18 protein-coding genes are annotated in these 19,179 nt (G+C 62.4%); 10 read left to right on the forward strand and 8 right to left on the reverse strand.

All coding sequences use genetic code 11. The features are described from left to right. Nucleotides 1-65: 65 nt before the first annotated feature. Both HALLA_RS05585 and HALLA_RS05590 read right to left on the reverse strand, forming a co-directional pair. Complete coding sequence (locus HALLA_RS05585) at nt 66-431, reverse strand: hypothetical protein (RefSeq protein WP_242406193.1); 366 nt, start codon at nt 429-431, stop codon at nt 66-68. Then, nucleotides 428-2,893: a penicillin acylase family protein gene (locus HALLA_RS05590; protein WP_049952459.1), complete on the reverse strand. Its 2,466-nt coding sequence runs from the start codon at nt 2,891-2,893 to the stop codon at nt 428-430. The genes HALLA_RS05585 and HALLA_RS05590 overlap by 4 nt, the downstream gene beginning before the upstream one ends. A gap of 162 nt (nt 2,894-3,055) precedes the next feature. On the opposite strand from HALLA_RS05590, the gene HALLA_RS05595 reads away from it, so the two are divergent. After that, nucleotides 3,056-3,538 (forward strand): SRPBCC family protein, encoded by a 483-nt coding sequence (locus tag HALLA_RS05595; protein WP_049952460.1) that lies wholly within the window; start codon nt 3,056-3,058, stop codon nt 3,536-3,538. A 95-nt stretch (nt 3,539-3,633) separates the two neighbouring features. Here HALLA_RS05595 and HALLA_RS05600 read toward each other — a convergent pair whose 3' ends face one another. Together HALLA_RS05600 and HALLA_RS05605 are read right to left on the reverse strand one after the other, a co-directional pair. Next, on the reverse strand, nt 3,634-4,245 hold the full coding sequence (locus HALLA_RS05600; RefSeq protein ID WP_049952461.1) for a flavin reductase family protein: 612 nt from the start codon (nt 4,243-4,245) through the stop codon (nt 3,634-3,636). A gap of 26 nt (nt 4,246-4,271) precedes the next feature. Next, nucleotides 4,272-4,742, reverse strand: coding sequence for a VOC family protein (locus HALLA_RS05605; protein WP_049952462.1), 471 nt, complete (start codon nt 4,740-4,742; stop codon nt 4,272-4,274). Between the two features lie 185 nt (nt 4,743-4,927). Between HALLA_RS05605 and HALLA_RS05610 the strand changes: the two genes are divergently transcribed. Next, nucleotides 4,928-5,290 (forward strand): winged helix-turn-helix transcriptional regulator, encoded by a 363-nt coding sequence (locus HALLA_RS05610; RefSeq protein WP_049952463.1) that lies wholly within the window; start codon nt 4,928-4,930, stop codon nt 5,288-5,290. A 105-nt stretch (nt 5,291-5,395) separates the two neighbouring features. On the opposite strand, the gene HALLA_RS05615 is transcribed toward HALLA_RS05610, so the two are convergent. From HALLA_RS05615 to HALLA_RS05625, 3 genes are all read right to left on the reverse strand, one after another. After that, nucleotides 5,396-5,833, reverse strand: coding sequence for an SPW repeat domain-containing protein (locus HALLA_RS05615; RefSeq protein ID WP_049952464.1), 438 nt, complete (start codon nt 5,831-5,833; stop codon nt 5,396-5,398). A gap of 229 nt (nt 5,834-6,062) precedes the next feature. Continuing rightward, nucleotides 6,063-6,509 carry a UPF0179 family protein gene (locus tag HALLA_RS05620; RefSeq protein ID WP_049954010.1) on the reverse strand — a complete coding sequence of 149 codons (447 nt, stop codon included), beginning with the start codon at nt 6,507-6,509 and terminating at the stop codon, nt 6,063-6,065. A gap of 79 nt (nt 6,510-6,588) precedes the next feature. Then, a complete protein-coding gene (locus HALLA_RS05625) occupies nt 6,589-6,993 on the reverse strand; it encodes a DUF5820 family protein (protein ID WP_049952465.1) in 405 nt (134 codons plus the stop codon). A 143-nt stretch (nt 6,994-7,136) separates the two neighbouring features. Here HALLA_RS05625 and HALLA_RS05630 point away from each other — a divergent pair, with 143 nt between their 5' ends. From HALLA_RS05630 to HALLA_RS05665, 8 genes are all read left to right on the forward strand, one after another. After that, nucleotides 7,137-7,424 (forward strand): AbrB/MazE/SpoVT family DNA-binding domain-containing protein, encoded by a 288-nt coding sequence (locus HALLA_RS05630; protein WP_049952466.1) that lies wholly within the window; start codon nt 7,137-7,139, stop codon nt 7,422-7,424. Next, nucleotides 7,421-7,837, forward strand: coding sequence for a type II toxin-antitoxin system VapC family toxin (locus HALLA_RS05635; RefSeq protein WP_049952467.1), 417 nt, complete (start codon nt 7,421-7,423; stop codon nt 7,835-7,837). The genes HALLA_RS05630 and HALLA_RS05635 overlap by 4 nt, the downstream gene beginning before the upstream one ends. Nucleotides 7,838-8,440: 603 nt before the next feature. Further along, on the forward strand, nt 8,441-10,513 hold the full coding sequence (locus HALLA_RS05640) for a PrkA family serine protein kinase (protein WP_049952468.1): 2,073 nt from the start codon (nt 8,441-8,443) through the stop codon (nt 10,511-10,513). Between the two features lie 18 nt (nt 10,514-10,531). Beyond that, the gene (locus tag HALLA_RS05645; RefSeq protein WP_049952469.1) at nt 10,532-12,814 is read left to right on the forward strand and encodes a PrkA family serine protein kinase; all 2,283 of its coding nucleotides are present in this window, start codon (nt 10,532-10,534) and stop codon (nt 12,812-12,814) included. Between the two features lie 79 nt (nt 12,815-12,893). Beyond that, a complete protein-coding gene (locus HALLA_RS05650; RefSeq protein WP_049952470.1) occupies nt 12,894-14,231 on the forward strand; it encodes a YeaH/YhbH family protein in 1,338 nt (445 codons plus the stop codon). A gap of 12 nt (nt 14,232-14,243) precedes the next feature. Next, nucleotides 14,244-16,274: a SpoVR family protein gene (locus tag HALLA_RS05655; RefSeq protein WP_049952471.1), complete on the forward strand. Its 2,031-nt coding sequence runs from the start codon at nt 14,244-14,246 to the stop codon at nt 16,272-16,274. Between the two features lie 76 nt (nt 16,275-16,350). After that, nucleotides 16,351-17,358 carry a HEAT repeat domain-containing protein gene (locus tag HALLA_RS05660; protein ID WP_049952472.1) on the forward strand — a complete coding sequence of 336 codons (1,008 nt, stop codon included), beginning with the start codon at nt 16,351-16,353 and terminating at the stop codon, nt 17,356-17,358. 54 nt (nt 17,359-17,412) lie between these two features. Continuing rightward, nucleotides 17,413-17,811: a secondary thiamine-phosphate synthase enzyme YjbQ gene (locus HALLA_RS05665; RefSeq protein WP_049952473.1), complete on the forward strand. Its 399-nt coding sequence runs from the start codon at nt 17,413-17,415 to the stop codon at nt 17,809-17,811. A gap of 41 nt (nt 17,812-17,852) precedes the next feature. On the opposite strand, the gene HALLA_RS05670 is transcribed toward HALLA_RS05665, so the two are convergent. Beyond that, nucleotides 17,853-18,959, reverse strand: coding sequence for a Gfo/Idh/MocA family protein (locus HALLA_RS05670; protein ID WP_049952474.1), 1,107 nt, complete (start codon nt 18,957-18,959; stop codon nt 17,853-17,855). Nucleotides 18,960-19,179: the final 220 nt, after the last annotated feature.

The following is a 19,179-nucleotide window of genomic DNA, read 5'->3' on the forward strand; positions in this document are numbered from 1 at the left end:
TACATCGGGCGAGGAAAAAACAGTACGTGCATCGGCGATCCGTTCGGTCCACTCCGGAGCAGCAACTATCCGAGTCCCCTGACGAGTGAACCGAACACCGGCAGGCCGAACGCACTGGCGACGGTGACGTAGACGATAGGTGTCATCTCGAGAACCGGCCAGACCGAACTACCGATCGTGAGAACGAACACACCCAGAACGAGCGCTCCGAACGTGATCGCGTACCCGACGCCGCGGGCCAGCGTCGGCGAAACGAGCCCGAGGAGCGCACCGCCGAGAACGAGACCGAACCAGTGGACGGATGCAGCGACGAGACCGATCGAAACCGCGATTCCGAGTGCGACCGCGTGAAGGCGACGTTCGCGGCGGACGCGCTCGAGTCCCTCATTCGCTTGAACCGTCCGCTCTCGAAACGAATCCGTTTCGCTCACGTCGATCCCTCCTCGAACGTGATCTCTCGTTCGCCGTCGACCGTTCGGTCCATCGATTTGTACTCGCCCTCGAGCCACGGCTCGAACTGGTCGTCGTAGTGCGGCGAGAAGAAGTCTCCCGAGTTTCCGCCGGCGACGATCCCCCACCCCTCGCCACCTGCCTCGACGACCATTCGCCAACTGCTGCCGACGCCCGATGCAACGCGATAGTTCTTGAGCGTCGCGCGCGATCCGTCCGCCGCGAGTTCCTCGTAGTTCAAAAATCCCGCTTCGACGCCCAGCGGATGGTCGATCGCTCGCGTCGTGTTCCAGTCGCCGTAGGTCTCCCAGCCGGCGTCGTCGATCTCCGCGAGCGCGCGATAGAGCGCATCGAGAAACGCTCGTTCTCGAGCGGTGTCGGCGAAGAATTCGCTGTCTTCGGGCAGCGTCGCGAGTATCCAGTCGCTCGGATAGTACGACTCGTCGAGCCCCGCATCGCCGAATTCCGGTTCGAAAACGACCCGCTTGAGGTGGTCGATCCAGCGAGCGAAGACCAACGCTCCTCGGGATTCTCGTTCCATGCGAAAAGACCACTCTTCGAGGAGATCGGCAGTTCGCTCGAGTTCTTCGGAGCGATCGCCGTCGGCTGCGTTCGACTCGATGGCCTCGAGCAGTTCCGGAACCAGTTGCGAGGCGCGACCGTCGATGAGGTCTCGCTGTACGTCGCGATGGTCCGCCGGATCGATCGGCGCTTCGGCTTCGACGCGTTCGTCCAGCGCGTCGTAGATGCGCCGTCCGCGGTAGGGATCGGCGTAGTCGACGCCGATGTACCGGCCGGGATCGTCACGCACGCGTTGGTTCGCCGTGGCCAGCACGTCCGGATCCACGACGTGTGGCTTCTCGTCGAACGGCACGAAGCCATCCCACGAGGACGCGCCGTACGGTTCGAACCCGTCCCACTCGGCTTCGCCCGCTGATCCGTCGAAGATCCGATCGCCGCCGACGCGCTCGCCGTCGATCCTGCGGATCGGGAGTCGGCCCGTCATCGCGTACAGCGTCCGCCCGTCCGTATCGGCGTAGACCGCGTTCTGCGTGGGCGCGTCGAACCGCTCGAGCGCCGCGAGGACGTCCTCGAGCCCGCTACTTCGCCCGAGTTCGTAGATCGCTTCTGCGGTGTGAGTCGCCGACAGCCCGGTCCACGCGACGCCGACGGTTTCTCCGTCGCGCTCTATGACCGGTCCGTGGACGGTCTTGCGGATCGTTTTCGTTCGGTTTTGGCCACCCGCGACCGGAATCTCTCGTTTTTCGGTGTCGAACTCGCGCCACTCGCCGTCGTACCGGTACCGCCGCCCGTCCTCGTCGATTTCGTACTCGTAGCAGTCGAGCACGTCGGCCCCGACGTTGGTGAACCCCCACGCGCCGTCGTCGTTCGCGCCGATGATGACGAACGGGATTCCCGGGAACGTGACGCCGCGAACCGATCGTTCGGCCGTTTCGACGTGCTGTTCGTACCACAGCGCCGGCGTCATGAGCGTCAGGTGCGGATCGTTCGCGACGATCGGATTCCCGCTCGAGGTGTGTGCGCCCGAGACGACCCAGCTATTGGAGCCGACGCCCGGCTGTGATTCGAACCGGGAAAGCCACTCCGCGAGTCTCTTTCCGTTCGAACCTCTTCCGAGCGATCTCGGTTCTCGGCTACTCGACCTCGATTCGCTGCCGAGCGACCTCGATTCGTCGCCGGTATCGCCGTCGGCTTCAGTGCCCGCCGTATCGATGCCGACGGTGTGTTCGTCCCGGATAATCGGAGTGTCGTGGTCCAGACTGCTCGGATACAACTCCTCGAGAACGCCTTCTCCGAGCCGATCCGCGACGACCGCCTGGCGAAGCGCGTCGAAGTTCCCCGTCAGATCCCAGGCGATCTGCTTGTCGAGCAACAGCGAATCGACCGGCGTCCACGCGCGCGGCTCGTAGGAGAGGAGTCGAAACTCGAGGGGGAGCGGTTCGCGTTCCATCGCCGCGTTGACGCCGTCGGCGTACGCCGAGAGCATCGTTCCCGCTCTCGAGTCCGCGAGTTCGTCCCACGTTGCTTGCGCCGCGCCGAGGAAGTCCATCGAAACGTGAAACTCGTCGTCCTCGAGAAGCGCGTCTCCGACGACCTCCGACACGCGGCCGCGCATCGAACGACGCTGGAGGTCGAGTTGGAACAAGCGGTCGAACGACTGGAGGTATCCGACGGCGAAGTACGCGGCTTCTTCCTCGTCGGCTTCGACGTGGGGGACGCCATCGTCGTCGACGGCGACCGTCGCTTCTCCGTGGGGACTCTGCACCGACTCGGGAGGGGTTCGATCTGTGGCACCCCATACGTCGCCGGACAACGGCGCGAAGTCGTCAAGAAGGTCGTTCGCAGCCGAGAGCGAGAGTCCGCCGACGCCAAGTGCGAGCGCCCCCGCGAGAATTCGCCGCCTCGAAATCGGATCTGTCACGTTCGTATCTTTTTGATTGAGTCATGATAACATTCCTGTTCGCGGCGATACCGAACGGACGGCGATTCGAGGAGGTCGACAGCCGAAAGAATCTACCAACGACGCCGACTCTCACTATCGAGACCACCGAAAGCCAACTTCCTCCCCGCCGTAGGAGCAGCTATGACCCAACTTCGAACTGTCCGAACGCCGAACGGTCCCCGGATCGAGGCCTCGCACGTCCTCGAGGCCGATCCCGACGCCGCCTGGGACCTCCTCGTCGATACGCGCCGGTGGCTCGAGTGGTCGCCGGTGGTGACGGATGTCGAGGCGAGTCACCGCCGGCTCGAGACGGGAACGACGGGTCGAGTTCGCGTGCGGCCGGGAATCTGGGTCCCGTTTGCGATCACCGCTTGTGACCCGTCCGAGCGACGGTGGGGATGGAACGTCGCCCGCCTTCCCGCGGCGGCTCATCGGGTCGACGACCTCGGTTCGGGTCGGTGTCGAGTCGCCTTCGAACTGCGTCCGTTCGCGACCGTCAACGCGCCGGTGTGTCTGCGCGCGCTCGAGCGAATCGACGACCTCCTCTCGAGCGAGACCGCCGTCGAACCGGCCGGCACAACGTCGTCGGACGTACCGGGTGATTCGGCAGATGCGGACGAGTGAGCCAGCGCCGACATCGATCGGAGACGACCGACGCGCACGGATAGACGCGGCTCAGAGCGAGTGCTCGAGCGGATGCGATCAGGATGACGGTCCAATCAGGGCGGACGCTCGAGTCCGAACCGTTCCTGGGTCGTCGCGTACATGCTCCCGGCGAGTCGGCCGACCGCGTCGACGTTCGCGACGTCGATTTTCCCGTCGTCGCCGAGCAGGTCCGGAGCGAGGTGGACGTGCTGGACCTCGCCGAACACGAGCACCGACCCGCCGACGTCGATGGTCTCGTGGAGCGTACACTCGAAGGCGGCTTTCGCCGCGGCGACCCGCGGCGGCTCGACGGTCGTCGACGGCGCGCGCTCGACGCCGACGTGATCGAACTCGCTCTCGTCGGCAGGAAGCGTCGCGGCCGTCTCGTTCATCTCCTCGACGACGTCCTCGGTGACGAGGTTGAAGACGAACTCGCCGGTCTCGCTGGCGTTCGTCGGCGAGTCCTTCTCGTCGTCGACCGGTGCGAACAGGACGATCGGCGGGTCGACGGAGGCAACGGTCGAGAAGCTATAGGGGGCGAGGTTGTCGACGCCGTCGCCGTCGGTCGTCGAAATCCACGCGATGGGGCGAGGAATCACGACGCTCGAGAGGATCCGGTAGATCGATCCCTCGACCTCGCCGACGTCGATTTCGACGGGCTCGGTTTCGGACGAGTCGTCAGTCATGGATCGTGTTCCGTCCTCGCTCACCGTTAGTGTTCCTGTGGGTCGACGAACTCGGTTCCCGGTTCGTCCTCGTCGACGGCGAATCCCGGCCCGCCCGTCGCGAGTTCGAACACGAGTCCGTCGGGGTCGCTGAAGTAGATGCTCTTGAAGTAGGTCCGATCCCGAACTTGCGAGACGCGAACGCCGTGGTCTTTCAGGTGCTCGCGCCACTCGAGGAGCGTTTCCTCGTCCTCGACGCCCATCGCGAAGTGGTGGCTCGCGCCGGGGCCCGGTTGACCCCTCGAGTTCGGGTACTCGAAGTAGGTTACGTTCGTTCCCGGTTCCCCCTCGGGCGTCGACGAGAAGTAGTAGTGAAGCGTTCCCGGATCGTCATAGTTTTCGGTCATCTTGACCGTGTGGAAGCCGAGAACGTCCTCGTAGAACGCCTTCGTTTCGTCCATGTCTGTACAGATGTTCGTCACGTGGTGTAACCCGGTCGTCGGTGGTGATTCGGTCATTGTGTCTCTCGGTCGCGTCGGATGGCCGCTGTCTCCTTTTGGACGACCCTCGTGTGCCGAACGGGTCGCCCGCCGCTCGAGCGCCAAACGAGTCGGCCGCCGGACGCTGAACTAACCTCGTGTTAGCTGGTTCGGTTCCGAACCCCTATACCCTTTCGCGACGTACGGGTTACCAGGTACACACGATGTCACCAGCGCAAACCCAGCGGTCGGCCGAAGATGCAAACGCCGACGCGTGTCCGGTCATCCAGTCGCTCGAGCAGATCGGGTCGCAGTGGCGACTCGCCGTTTTGCACGATCTACTCGAGGGAGAACGTCGATTCAACGAACTCAAGCGCTCGACGGGCGCGAACGCGCGGACCCTCTCGCGCGTCCTCGACGACCTCGGCGAGAAGGGGTTCGTCGACCGACGTATCGAGGAGGACGCGCCGATCGCGACCTACTACAGCCTCACCGAGAAAGGCGAGTCGCTCGAGCCGGTTTTCGAGGAGATCGATTGCTGGGCCAGTTCGTGGCTCGACCTCGAGGACGACATCGCCGCCGACTGATTTTGCCGTCGCCTGATTCTGTGAAACCTGGCCGCTCGTCGAGTGGAGTCGAGAGCGCGCCTGATTAACAAAGAGAGGGTTGAACGCCGGGTCACCCATCGATCGTTATGCGCGGGTTCCGGCCCGTTCGGGGGTGTCGGCGCTGTTGTTCGCGTACGCGGTGTACGCCGCGAGGGCCGCGACGACCGCGCCGGAGATCGCCGTTCCGGTCGCGAGCTCGTTGCTTCCCATCTCGATAAGCGCCGGCGAAATGAGCGCCCACAGTCCGAGGAGGACGGTCAGCGACGCCACGCCGACGCTGGCCAGTCGGTCTCGAGTCATACGGATGAAGTTGTAACCCGCGAGCAGGAAGATGCCCGTGCCGACCAGCGTGTCGTTCCAGATCGCCGTCTCCGTAGCGTCGAAGAGAAACGGCGACGCGACGATATACAGTCCGACGAGCGCGGCGAGCGCGCTCACCCACTGCATCGCGTCCGTGTTGAGTGTGTTTCGGTCGTGCTCATCGTCTCGAGTCGAGTCGGTGTCCGTCGGAGTAGTGCTCATGGGACGACCAACTGCAGTAGCCGCCGTCGGGGCAAAACGGCAGTGCCTGCGTCTGTCGGGCGGACTCGAAAACCACCATATCCGTCCGTCTCTGTTCGCTTTCGCGGCTCTGAACTCTTTGAACATCTGAATCCGAGATGGCTGGTGGTGCGCTCACACGGGTGTCGGATTGCGGGTACTGAGATCGCTCGAGTCACACCAACGGGAAAACAGCGTCAGGGACGAAGCGCTACTCGTCGACCTCGAGTTCGACCAGTTGCAGCGACCGGTTCAGGTGACAGACGTCGTGTGGCGGGTCGCCGACGATTTCACGGATGCGGTACTCGCCGTCGAGGTCGACGCCGTCGGGTTCGCAGTACTCGTGGCTCGGACACTCCACGTACGGACACGAGCCGGGCAGGCTGTTCGTACTGCCCGCGTACGCGCCTTTCTTTCTGACGTTCGCTGTGACGGAGACCGGTTCGACCTCGACGGCTCGCACGCCGTCGTCGTGGACGCCACACTCGAGCGTCTGGGCGTTTTCGCGGATCGAAGTGACGCGATATGTGGTTTCCGGCGAGAGGTTGAGACACTGGCTTCGATACGGGCAGTCGGCGCAGGCGTCGGCTTCGCCGTGGTAGACGAATTCGGTTCCCGGTTCGGCAAGCCGGGTTCCGAGGAGGGTGACGGTCGACATACCGAGCGGTAGTCGCCACTCGCGGTTAAGCCTCACGTCCCACATTGGAGACTCGAGAAGCGACTATTCGGTTGGACCGTCACTCCTCGAGATCGTCCGTTCCGGTGAGCTCGTCGAGCCGTTCGAAGTACTCTTCCCGCGGAACTTGGTACAGCTCGCGGTAATCGATCTCGCCCCGGTCGAATCGTCGCGCGAGTTCGGCGAGACACTCGAGCGCGTCGGGACGCCTCGGGAAGCGATTGGTCTCGCGGAGACGGACTTCGGGCTCGAGATAGAGCGTGACGTGCCAGTCGGTGTCCGGGGTTCCCGGATTCGCCCCCGGACGACGAGTTCGCTTTCCGTGGGTGAGATAGAGCGTCGGCAAGCACGCTGCCGGAAAGGCGTCGCCGTTGAAGACATCCGGTCGGTACGCGAGGACGACGCGGCCGTCCTCGCTCTCGTTCCAGACGGTCCAACTGTCGGGGATGGCCGCCAGATCTGCCATTGCGGCTGGGTAGGGGAGAGGAACGTAAAGTTTCGTCGTCAGCGGGCTCGAGAGAGAAATAGGGGGAGCCATTCACGATCCTTCACTTCATCTCCGAGTAAGGAGATATTTTTATGTAAGGAAGGCATATCTCGAGTAAGACGATGGCGATTACGCAAGATGCAACGATAACGAGCAAGGGACAGGTAACGATTCCAAAGGAGATCCGCGAGGAACTCGGTATCGGTGAAGGGACGGAAGTCGAGTTCGTCCTCACGGACGCAGACGAGGTGACGGTTCGTCCGAAGAAGCCTGCGATGGATCGACTTCGGGAGATCCAGTCCACACTCTCGAAACACGATATCGATGTCGAGAAACTGCGCCGAGAGTCGAAAGATGCATGGGGAGGGCAGACGGGTGTGCTCGACCGTTCAGGTAACGAGTCGTCGTGATTTTTCTCGATTCGTGGGTCTGGCTCGAGTTTCTCTTCGACGGCGAACAGGCAACCGATGCCGAGTCGCTGATCGAACGCGCGAATACTCCTGCGGAAGGCGGGCTTATCACACCGACTGTTGTCGCTGAGGTATCGTACCGGCTTCAGGTCGTTGAAGACGAAGCGACTGCGACGGAAGCGATTCGAGCGATCGACGAGTACGAATATATCGAGAGTCTCCCGATTGTCGACGAAATCGCAGAATACGCAGCGACGCTTCGAGCCAAGTACTACGATACCGGTGAGCGCGAAATTTCATACGCGGATGCGATTCATATTGCAACAGCAACGGCCCACGAGGAGTGCCATACCCTCTACTCCGGGGATCCCGATTTCGAAGGGATCGACGAAGTCGACACCGTCGTGCTGTGATTTTCCCAGCCTGAGCGGTTCGGTAGACGAGACTATTGGATTCGCTCTCGAGCCACGAGGAAATCGCGCGCTGGCGGCTGCGTGTCCATGCAGGCCATCTGTTTATACGCTCGATCCCCCAACACACGGTGCGATGGACGTTGACAATCAGCGATTCTGTCAATATTGGCCTCGAGGCGGCTCATCATAAATACCCTTTGGGGCCAAGCTTAAGGTGCTGTATTACTACATATTAAATACTTCCGGTATATGACTGCCGGATCGTGCCTGCTCTCAGGTGCTGTCGTACCGTGAGGGAACCTCCAGGTGCTGTCGTAACGCGACGAGGTGTCGATCGCTACACGCTCGCGCGGTGATGGCAACCATGACACCACACCCGACGCCGCCCGCGGATACTCGCTCTCAGAGGACCGCTGCCTCGAGGAGCAACGTAATCGTCTCTCGGTTTGACAGCCGCCGGCAAGAATCGGCGGTCACGAAGCGAACGCCACCGCGTTCCGGGAAGCACTACCCGAGTCGATCGGCGCGACGCCGTTTGTTCTCATTCAGATCGAGTGCGAGCACGGGCCGACGAACAGAGAGACAACCCCGACAACAGATACCATGACTGGTGACATCGAAACACTCGAGAAGCTCAGTACCGATTACAAGGAGTCGATGCCCGAAGACCTCCGCGAGACCAAGTCGTTCGACTGGTATCTCGAGGAGGCCTACCGGGACCCGAAGATCACCCGTAACGCCCACCAGCGGGTTGCGGATATGTTCGACTACTACGGGACCGCCTACGACGAGACCGAGGGGGTCGTGGAGTATCAACTCGCCAGCGAGGATCCGCTCGGCGACGGCGAAAACACCTTCTACGGGAAGGTAATCCACCAATCGATTCACGAGTTCGTCAACAAGGTCAAATCGGGCGCTCGTCGACTCGGCCCGGAACGTCGGATCAAACTCCTGCTCGGTCCCGTCGGCTCGGGGAAGTCCCACTTCGACAAACAGGTTCGGAAATACTTCGAGGACTACACGCTTCAGGAGGAAGGCCGGATGTACACATTCCGGTGGACCAACCTCTGTGACGTCATTAAGGATCAGGACCCGACCGACGACGCCGTTCGCTCGCCGATGAATCAGGATCCGCTGGTTCTACTCCCGCTCGAGCAGCGGCTCACGGTACTCGAGGATGTAAACGAGCGACTCGATGCACCGTACACGATCCAGAACGAACAGAGTCTGGATCCGGAAAGCGAGTTCTACATGGACAAGCTACTGGCGTACTACGACGACGACCTGCAGGCCGTCCTCGAGAACCACGTCGAGATCGTCCGGCTGATCGCCGACGAGAACAAGCGCCAGAGCCTCGAGACGTTCGAACCCAAGGACAAGAAAAATCAGGACGAAACCGAACTGACCGGCGACGTCAACTACTCGAAAATCGCCGTCTACGGCGAGAGCGACCCGCGCGCGTTCGATTACTCGGGCGCGTTCTGTAACGCGAACAGGGGGATTTTCAGCGGGGAGGAGCTCCTGAAGCTCCAGCGGGAGTTCCTCTATGACTTCCTGCACGCGACCCAGGAGATGACGATCAAGCCCAAAAACAACCCGCGGATCGACATCGACCAGGTCATCGTCGGGCGGACGAACATGCCCGAGTACAAGGACAAGAAGGGCGACGAGAAGATGGAAGCGTTCAACGACCGCACGAAGCGGATCGACTTCCCGTACGTCCTCTCCTACGAGCAAGAATCACTCATCTACGACAAGATGCTTTCTAACGCCGACGTGCCCGACATCAACGTCGAGCCCCACACGCTCGAGATGGCGGGGCTGTTCGGCGTCCTCACGCGGATTGAAGAGCCCGACACCGAAACGATCGATCTACTCTCGAAGGCCAAAGCCTACAACGGCGAGATCGACGAGGGCGACGACATCGACGTGAAAAAGCTCCGCGAGGAGGCCGCGGCGAAAGCCGAGATCGGCGAGGGGATGGTCGGCATCTCGCCGCGGTTCATCGGCGACGAAATCGCCGAGGCGATCATGGACTCGAAACACCGCCAGCGAGGGTTCCTCTCGCCGCTTACGGTCTTTAACTTCTTCGAGGAGAACTTAGAGCACCACGGCTCGATTCCGGAGGATAACTTCGAGAAGTACTACCGCTACCTCGAGACCGTGCGCGAGGAGTATCGCGAACGAGCCATCGAGGACGTGCGTCACGCGCTGGCCTACGATATCGACGAGATCCAGCGCCAGGGCGAGAAGTACATGGACCACGTGATGGCCTACATCGACGACGACACGATCGAAGATTCGCTGACCGGCCGCGAGCAAGAACCCGACGAAACGTTCCTGCGCTCGGTCGAGGAGAAACTCGACGTACCCGAAGACCGCAAGAACGACTTCCGCCAAGAGGTGAGCAACTGGGTCTCGAGGCGCGCGCGCGAGGGCGAGGCGTTCAACCCGCAGGACAACGAGCGCCTGCGCCGGGCCTTAGAGCGCAAACTCTGGGAGGACAAGAAACACAACATCAACTTCTCCGCGCTGGTCAGCGCGAGCGACGTCGACGACGACGAGCGCTCCTCGTGGATCGACGCCCTGATCGAACAGGGGTACTCCGAAGGCGGCGCGAAGGAGGTGCTCGAGTTCGCGGGCGCGGAGGTGGCGAAAGCCGAAATCGAGGACTAACATGAGCGGAGAACCACCATGAGAGGAAACGACTACGTTCGCGAGGCCGACCGCGCGCTCGAGGAGACCTACGAGGAACCGATGAGTCTCGGGACGTACGTCGATCGGATCTTCGCGAACCCGACGATCGCCTCCCACGCCTCGAAGTACCTGCTCGAGGCCATCGAGGCCGCCGGGACGCGGACCGTGGTCGAAGAGGGCGAGGAGAAACAGCGCTATCGCTTTTTCGACGATCCGCACAACGACGGCGAGCACGCGATTTTGGGCAACACCGAGGTGCTCAACAGCTTTGTCGACGACCTGCGCTCGATCGCCGCGGGGCGGGCCAAAGACGAGAAGATCGTCTGGTTCGAGGGGCCGACCGCGACCGGTAAGTCCGAACTCAAACGCTGTCTGGTCAACGGGCTGCGCGAGTACTCGAAGACGCCCGAGGGCCGCCGGTACACCGTCGAGTGGAACGTGACGACCGCCGCCGACTCGAGGGGCCTGAGCTACGGCGGCGATCCGACCGCCGGCGACGAGGAACACTGGTACGAGAGCCCGGTGCAGGCCCACCCGCTGTCCGTATTCCCCGAGGCGGTTCGCGAGGAGTTGCTCGCGGAGCTAAACGGACGGCTCGAAGACCACGTGCCGATCCACGTCGACTCGCAGCTCGATCCGTTCTCGCGGGAGGCCTACGAGTACTTGGAGGAACGCTATCGTCGAAAGGGCGAGGAGTCACTGTTCTCGGCGATCACCGACGAGAATCACCTCCGGGTGAAAAACTACGTCGTCGACGTCGGACAGGGGGTCGGCGTGCTCCACTCCGAAGACGACGGCCCGCCCAAAGAACGGCTGGTCGGCTCGTGGATGCACGGCATGTTGCAGGAACTCGACTCGCGCGGGCGAAAGAACCCGCAGGCCTTTAGCTACGACGGGGTCATCTCGCAGGGCAACGGCGTCCTCACCGTCGTCGAAGACGCGGCCCAGCACGCGGACCTGCTCCAGAAGCTGTTGAACGTGCCCGATGAGCAGTCCGTGAAGTTGGACAAGGGGATCGGAATGGACGTCGACACGCAGATGGTGATCATCTCGAACCCGGATCTCGAGGCACAACTCAACCAGCACGCCGATCGCAACGGGATGGACCCGCTGAAAGCGCTCAAGCGCCGGCTCGACAAACACCAGTTCGGCTACCTGACGAACCTGAGCCTCGAGACCGAGCTTATCCGGCGGGAGCTAACGAACGAAACGTCGATCTGGGAGGCCGACGATTACGACGAACTCGAGGCGAAGATACGCAAGCCGGTGTCGGTGACGGTCAGGGACAGCGAGGGAGAGACGACGACCAGGGAGTTCGCGCCCCACGCCATCGAGGCCGCGGCCCTGTACGCCGTGGTCACGCGACTCGACGAGGAGAACTTGCCCGCGGGGCTGGACCTCGTCGAGAAGGCGCTGCTGTTCGACCGGGGCTACTTACAGGAGGGCGACACTCGCCGGACGAAAGAGGACTTCGAGTTCAACGGCGACGGCCACGACGGCGAACACGGCGTTCCGGTGACATACACCCGCGACCGACTCGCGGAACTGCTCCAGGCGGACCGCGACCGCCACCACGCGGAGCTTCCCGTCGAGGACGTAATCATGCCGCGAGACGTGTTGAACGCGATGGCTGACGGCCTCGCCGAGGCGCCGGTCTTCTCGACTGGCGAACGCTCCGAGTTCGAGAACCGGATCGTCCCGGTCAAGAACTACATCTACGACCAGCAGGAGTCGGACATCATCGAAGCGATCATGCACGACAAGCGGGTCGATGAGGAGACCGTCGCCGAGTACGTCGAGCACGTCTACGCCTGGGAGACCGACCAGCCGCTTTACAACGACCGCGGCGAGGAGGTCGAACCCGACGCGCTGAAGATGAAGCTCTTCGAGGTCGAACACCTCGGGCGGTTCTCCGAGGAGGCCTACCAGGGCAACCAGCCTCGAGAGAGCGTCGTCCAGTTCCGCCGCGAGAAGGTCATCACGGCGCTCAACCGACACGCGTGGGACCACCGCGACGAGGATTTCGCCGTCGAGGACGTGGATCTCACGGCGATTCCGGTCATCAACTCGGTCCTCGAGAGTCACGACTGGGACGACGTCGAGCGGACCTTCGAGGACTTCGACCCGCGCCAGTGGGACGACCCGCCGAGTGGCACCGAGACGGAGGCTGTCAAAGACCGCACGATCGAGACGATGGTCGATCGCTTCGGGTACAGCGAGGCCTCCGCGGAACTGACCAGCAGACACATCATGGGACAGGTGAGCTACCGATGGAACTGAACACGAACGATTGGGGACGGGAAGCGAACCGTTCCCCGACGGGTGCCGATGGGGTACCCGAACGAACGGAGGTGCACTGATGGGACTGCGAGACGACCTCGAGCGGTTCCGAGAGGTGGGTGAGAAGCGACGGGAGGACCTGGCCGATTTCATCCAGTACGGCGACCTCGGCCAGAGCCGGCCCGGATCGGTCAATATCCCGGTCAAGATCGTCTCGCTGCCGGAGTTCGCCTACGATCAGCGCGATCAGGGCGGCGTCGGCCAGGGTGACGGCGATACGCCGGACGTCGGGCAGCCGATCGGCCAACCCCAGCCCCAGCCGGGTGACGGCGACGGTGACGAAGCGGGCGAACCCGGCGAGGAAGGCGGCGAACACGAGTACTACGAGATGGACCCCGAGGAGTTCGCACAGGAACTCGACGAGGAACTCGGACTGGATTTAGAGCCCAAAGGCAAGCAGGTCATCGAGGAAAAAGAGGGGCCGTTCACGGATATGACGCGCTCGGGCCCGGATAGCACGCTCGACTTCGAGCGGATGTTCAAGGAGGGGCTCAAGCGCAAACTGACGATGGACTTCGACGAGGAGTTCCTCAGGGAACTGTGCAAGGTCGAGGGAATCTCGCCCCGCGAAGTCTTCGAGTGGGCTCGCGGCGAGAGCCTGCCCGTGTCGATGGCCTGGGTCGAAGAAGCCCACGCCGACGTGGCCGACGAGCGCGGCACGTGGGACTCCATCGAAGAGGTCGAGGAAAACGTCGAGCGAGAGACCGTCCAGCAGAGGATTCGGCGAGAAGGGATCAGGCACGTCCCCTTCCGCCGGGAGGACGAGCGCTACCGCTACCCCGAAATCATCGAGGAAAAGGAAAAGAACGTGGTCGTGGTCAACATCCGCGACGTTTCGGGATCGATGCGCGAGAAGAAACGCGAACTGGTCGAGCGGACGTTCACGCCGCTCGATTGGTACCTCCAGGGCAAGTACGACAACGCCGAGTTCGTCTACATCGCCCACGACGCGGAGGCGTGGGAGGTCGACCGCGAGGAGTTCTTCGGCATCCGCAGCGGCGGCGGCACGAAGATCTCGAGCGCGTACGACCTCGCGGCCGAACTGCTAGAGGAGTACCCCTGGAGCGACTGGAACCGCTACGTGTTCGCCGCGGGCGACTCCGAGAACTCCTCGAACGACACGGGCGAACGCGTCATCCCGAAAATGGAGGAGATCCCCGCAAACCTCCACGCTTACGTCGAAACCCAACCGAGCGGCAACGCGATCAACGCCACGCACGCCGAGGAACTCGAGAAGCACTTCGGTCGCGACGCCGAGGACGTCGCGGTGGCGTACGTCAACGGCGAGGGCGACGTGACCGACGCGATCTACGAGATCCTCTCGACGGAAAGCGAGGCGGACGAGCAACGTGAATGACTCCAAAAACACATGAGCAAGACCAATTCCAACGCCGACAGGTTCCGAAAGCAGGCCATCGCCGGGGAACTCGAAGAGCCGGTCGCGGAGGCTCGGCATCTGGCCGAAAAGCTCGGCCTCGAGCCGTACCCGGTCAAGTACTGGATCATCGACTACGACGAGATGAACGAACTCATCGCCTACGGCGGATTCCAGTCGCGATACCCCCACTGGCGGTGGGGCATGCAGTACGATAAGCAACAAAAGCAGGGCCAGTACGGCGGCGGGAAAGCCTTCGAGATCGTCAACAACGACAATCCGGCCCACGCCTTCCTGCAGGAATCGAATACGATCGCCGATCAAAAGGCAGTCATCACCCACGTCGAGGCCCACTCGGATTTCTTCGCGAACAACGAGTGGTTCGGCCTGTTCACGCGCGGACAAGCTGATGACGGCGCGGTCAACGCCGCGGCGATGCTAGAGCGCCACGCGCAGGCGATAGACGACTACATGTCCGATCCGGACATCGAGCGGGCGGAAGTCGAGAAGTGGATCGACCACTGTCTGACCTTAGAGGACAACATCGACCAGCACCAGATCTTCACTCGACGGCTCGACATCGAGGGCGACGTGCCCGACGAAATCGACGAGGATCTGGCGGAGAAACTCGATGACCTCGGTCTCTCCGAGGAGGTCAAAGGCGAGGTCTTCGACGAAGAGTGGCTCGAGGCCATCGAGAGCGACGACGCCTCGATCGAGTTCCCCGAACAGCCCCAAAAGGACATCCTCGCGTTCGTCCGCGAGTACGGCAAGCAGTTCGACGAGGAGGCCGGACGCGCCGTCGAGATGGAGCCGTGGCAGCGGGACATCCTCGATATGATGCGCGCGGAGTCGTACTACTTTGCCGCCCAGAAGATGACGAAGGTGATGAACGAGGGGTGGGCCGCATACCACGAATCGCGGATGATGAGCGACGAGGGATTCGCCGGCGACGACGAATTCATAAACTACGCCGACCACATGGCGCGAGTGTTAGCGTCGCCGGGGCTCAACCCCTACAGCCTCGGGATGGAGTTGTGGGAGTACGTCGAGAACAAGACGAACAGGCGAGAGGTCTTAGAGCGCTTGCTACGCATCGAAGGCGTTTCGTGGCGCAACCTCACCGACGTGGTCGACTTCGAGGCGGTACGCGAGCGACTCGAGCCGCCGAAGGCGCTCGTTCGGATCACCCCCGAGACCCTCGACGACGTTGCCGACTTGCCGTCGGCGTACGTCGACGACGACGCCCTCGAGGCAGCGCAGGCGGGTGAGATCGATGTCGATCGCTACCCGTGGAAAGTGCTCACGTACGAGGGGCTCGCGAGACGACATTACTCGCTGGTCAAACGCCAACACCGCGGGTTCCTGATGCGAGTCGGGCAGAACGATCTCGAGCGGATCGGGCGCTACCTGTTCGACGACGCCCGATACGGAAGCGTCGAGGAGGCGCTCGCAGACGTCGAGTTCACCGCCGGCTGGGATCGGATGTTCGACATCCGCGAGAGCCACAACGACGTGACCTTCCTCGATCAGTTCCTGACCCAGGAGTTCATCACGGAAAACGACTACTTCACGTACGAACACTCCCAAGCGACGGGCCAGTTCCACGTCTCGAGCGACGAAGCCGAGGACGTCAAGAAGAAACTGCTACTGCAGTTTACCAACTTCGGAAAACCGACCATCGCGGTCTACGACGGCAACTACAACAACGCCAACGAGTTGCTGTTGGCCCATCAGTACAACGGCGTCATGCTAGATCTCAAGCAGGCTCGAGAGACGCTCAAACGCGTCTTCGAGCTCTGGGGTCGGCCGGTAAACCTCCTGACGGTCGTCAAGGAGGTCGACGAACACGACGTCGAGGTCGCAAAACGCAGGAACCGGGAACCGGAACCCGAAGAGCGGGGCAAGCGCATCCGCTACGACGGCACGGAGGTAACCGTCGAAGACGTGCCGTGGGAGGACGTCGAACACCTCGCCGCCTCCGACGTCGATTACGACACGAAGCCCGAAGACTGGCTGGCCTGACCGTCTTTTCTGCCCGACTATCGGCGGAAAAACCATCGGAAGACTTTTGGCGCTTATCCCGTATCCCACAGGTAGCATGGATAGCGACGGGGGGATGCCGATCGAGCGCTCTACCGACGCGGTCGCGAGCTTCGAGTTGCCGACTATTCTGGCCCGGCTCGATGGCGACGATCCCGCGAGCAGAAAAGATGCGCTCGAGACGGTCCGCGAAACCGTCGATACTCGCCCCGACGCGTGTCTCCCGACGGTTCCCAAACTCCGCAAACTTCTCGAGACCGGGTCGACCGATGACGAGGAATCGATCGCGTACTGTCTGGCCGAACTCGCACGCGAATCGCCCGACGACGTCGCACCGTCCGTTCCGGGCATCCAGTCGTGTCTGACGGCAACCCTCTCACAGCAGGCGACTCGAGACCTCTTTCGGTGTCTCCACGCGGTCGCCGAGGCACGGCCGGATACCGTGATCGATCACATCGACGAACTCGTCGGCGCGCTCGAGGATCGGGCGCAAATCGATCGCTGGGGCGTCGAACTGTTGGCGGAGCTATCGAAGGAGTATCCCGGCGAGATAACGCCGGCGCTTCCGGTCCTCCGCGAGGTGCTACGCGTTGCTCCCCAACACGGTGGTGTTTCGGCGCTCACCGCGATCGGACGGGCGGTCAGAACGGACACCGTCTCGACGTTTGCGTTCGTCGACGACGTCGTGTCGGTGGTCGATCACGACGACCCCCCGCTTCGGAACAACGCGCTCGCCTGCCTCGGTGACGTCGCCGCCGTGACGCCCTCCGCGGTCGAACCCTACGATTCGGCGATCGCGACGGCCCTCGAGAGCGACGATCCGAACACGCGGGCGAACGCGGCGGTGACGATCGGTCGACTCGCCGCCGACACGAACGAAGTCCAGGCACAGCGTCGGTTGATCGAACTGCTCTCCGACGATCACGCGCAGGTCCGTGCGAACGCCTGCACCGCGATCGGATACGGTCAGGTGGGAACGGCCCGAAACACGCTCGAGAACCTCGCTGACGGCGACCCGAACCCGGCGGTGCGCGAACGGGCAGCCTGGGCGTCCGCACAGTTGTAAGCGGCCCCGGCGTATAACGCGAACTATCTTGGCGTTCGCGCACCCAGTTCGCGCATGCAGATCACCCTCGAGACCGAGCAGCGGCTGACGACCGTCGATCTCACTGACCGCGTCGCGGACGCGGTGTCGAGCGACATCGACCGGGGACTGTGTACGGTTTTCGTCGCGCACACGACGGCGGCCGTTCTCCTTCAGGAAGACGAAGCCCGACTCCGGACCGACCTCGAGGACTTTTTCGCGGCCCTCGTTCCCGACGAGGGCCACGCTCACGACCAACTCGACGGCAATGCCGATTCGCATCTCAGAGCATCGATCATCGGCCCGTCGGTCACGATTCCAGTCGAAAACGGCTCGCTCGCGATGGGAACCTGGCAGTCGGTGTTGTTGGCCGAGTTCGACGGTCCCAGAACGCGAACGGTGTCCGTGACGACCGTTCGAGACGAAGCCGAATAATGGCAGGGTAGCAGTCGCGAAACGAGTACGGCGAACCGGCGTTACTCGAGCTGGGTTCGAATCTCCTGATCGGACGGGTCGGCCAGTTGCTGAGCTCGTCCGCTCTCGCTCGAGCGGTAGATGGCGTCGATCACTTGCTGGACGGTCAACGCTTCGTCGATCGTGTTGGTCTGTGGCTCGATCCCGGTCGCGACAGCCTCGAGGAACCGTTTGTCCTGCTCTAAGTGGCCGGTGATCGACGGGTCGCCGCTGAGGTCGAGGTCGGCGTAGTGATCACAGCCGCCCGTTCCGGTCTCGAGGATCGTGAGGTCGTTGTCCCCGATATCGAAGGATGCACCGGCTTCCGTCCCGCGGACGACGAAGTCCGTCGAGGACTCTCGGTTGGTCGCCCAGGCTGCCTCGAGCGATATCGTCGAGCCGTCCGCACATCGGATGAACGCGCTGACGGAGTCGTCGACCTCGTAAGGTTCGGACGACGTTTCCCAGTTGTCGCCGAACCCGTCCGGATCGGCGTACTCCTCGCGCGTGCCGAACGTGGTCCTCGTGACGCCGGACACTTCGGTGACTTCGGGAAAGCCGAGCGTATACAGCGCGAGATCGATAGCGTGAACGCCGATGTCGAGCAGCGCGCCGCCGCCGGCCAGTCCGGGATCGGTAAACCACGAGCCCGGTCCGGGGACGCCGCGACGACGGACGTAGTTCGCTTCGACGTGGGTCAACTCGCCGAAGCGGCCGCGATTGTCGTACTCGTCGAACATCGCAGTCGACGCCGCGTGACGATTGTGAAAGCCGACCATACAGATCCCGTCCGACTCGGCTTCGGCGGCGGCGATTCGCCGCGCGCTCTCGAGCGTGTGTGCGAGCGGTTTCTCGACGAGCACGTCGAGTCCGGCCTCGAGTGCGGCGACGGCGATCGGTTCGTGAAAGCGATTTGGAGTGGTGACGACGACGGCGTCGACGGCATCGTCGTCGATGAGTCCCTCGTGAGATTCGTAGGTGCGCGCGCCGAACTCCTTTCCAAACCGGGTGCGTTTTTGCTCGATGATATCGGCCCCAGCGTTGATCCTCCCGCCATGCTCGAGAACGTTCCGCGCGTGTAGTTGACCCATTCCCCCGAGACCAACGATGCCGATGCCAATTGAACTCATAGAGAAACCCCCGATTTCTCTCCGGAACAACTCGATGAGCCAGTTCCAACGAGAAGTTTCTGTGTCGTTTGTGCGCGATGCCAGCTGTCCATAGACGTATGGGGGTGTGCAAACGAAATAAGTATTGTGTACTAATAATCTATACAAGCATCCATATATTCTGTACATATTTTATATTTCACATACATAAATGGGTGTTTCCCGTCGGGTAATGAGTTGT

This window comes from Halostagnicola larsenii XH-48, assembly GCF_000517625.1.
In the GTDB taxonomy this organism is placed as follows: domain Archaea; phylum Halobacteriota; class Halobacteria; order Halobacteriales; family Natrialbaceae; genus Halostagnicola; species Halostagnicola larsenii.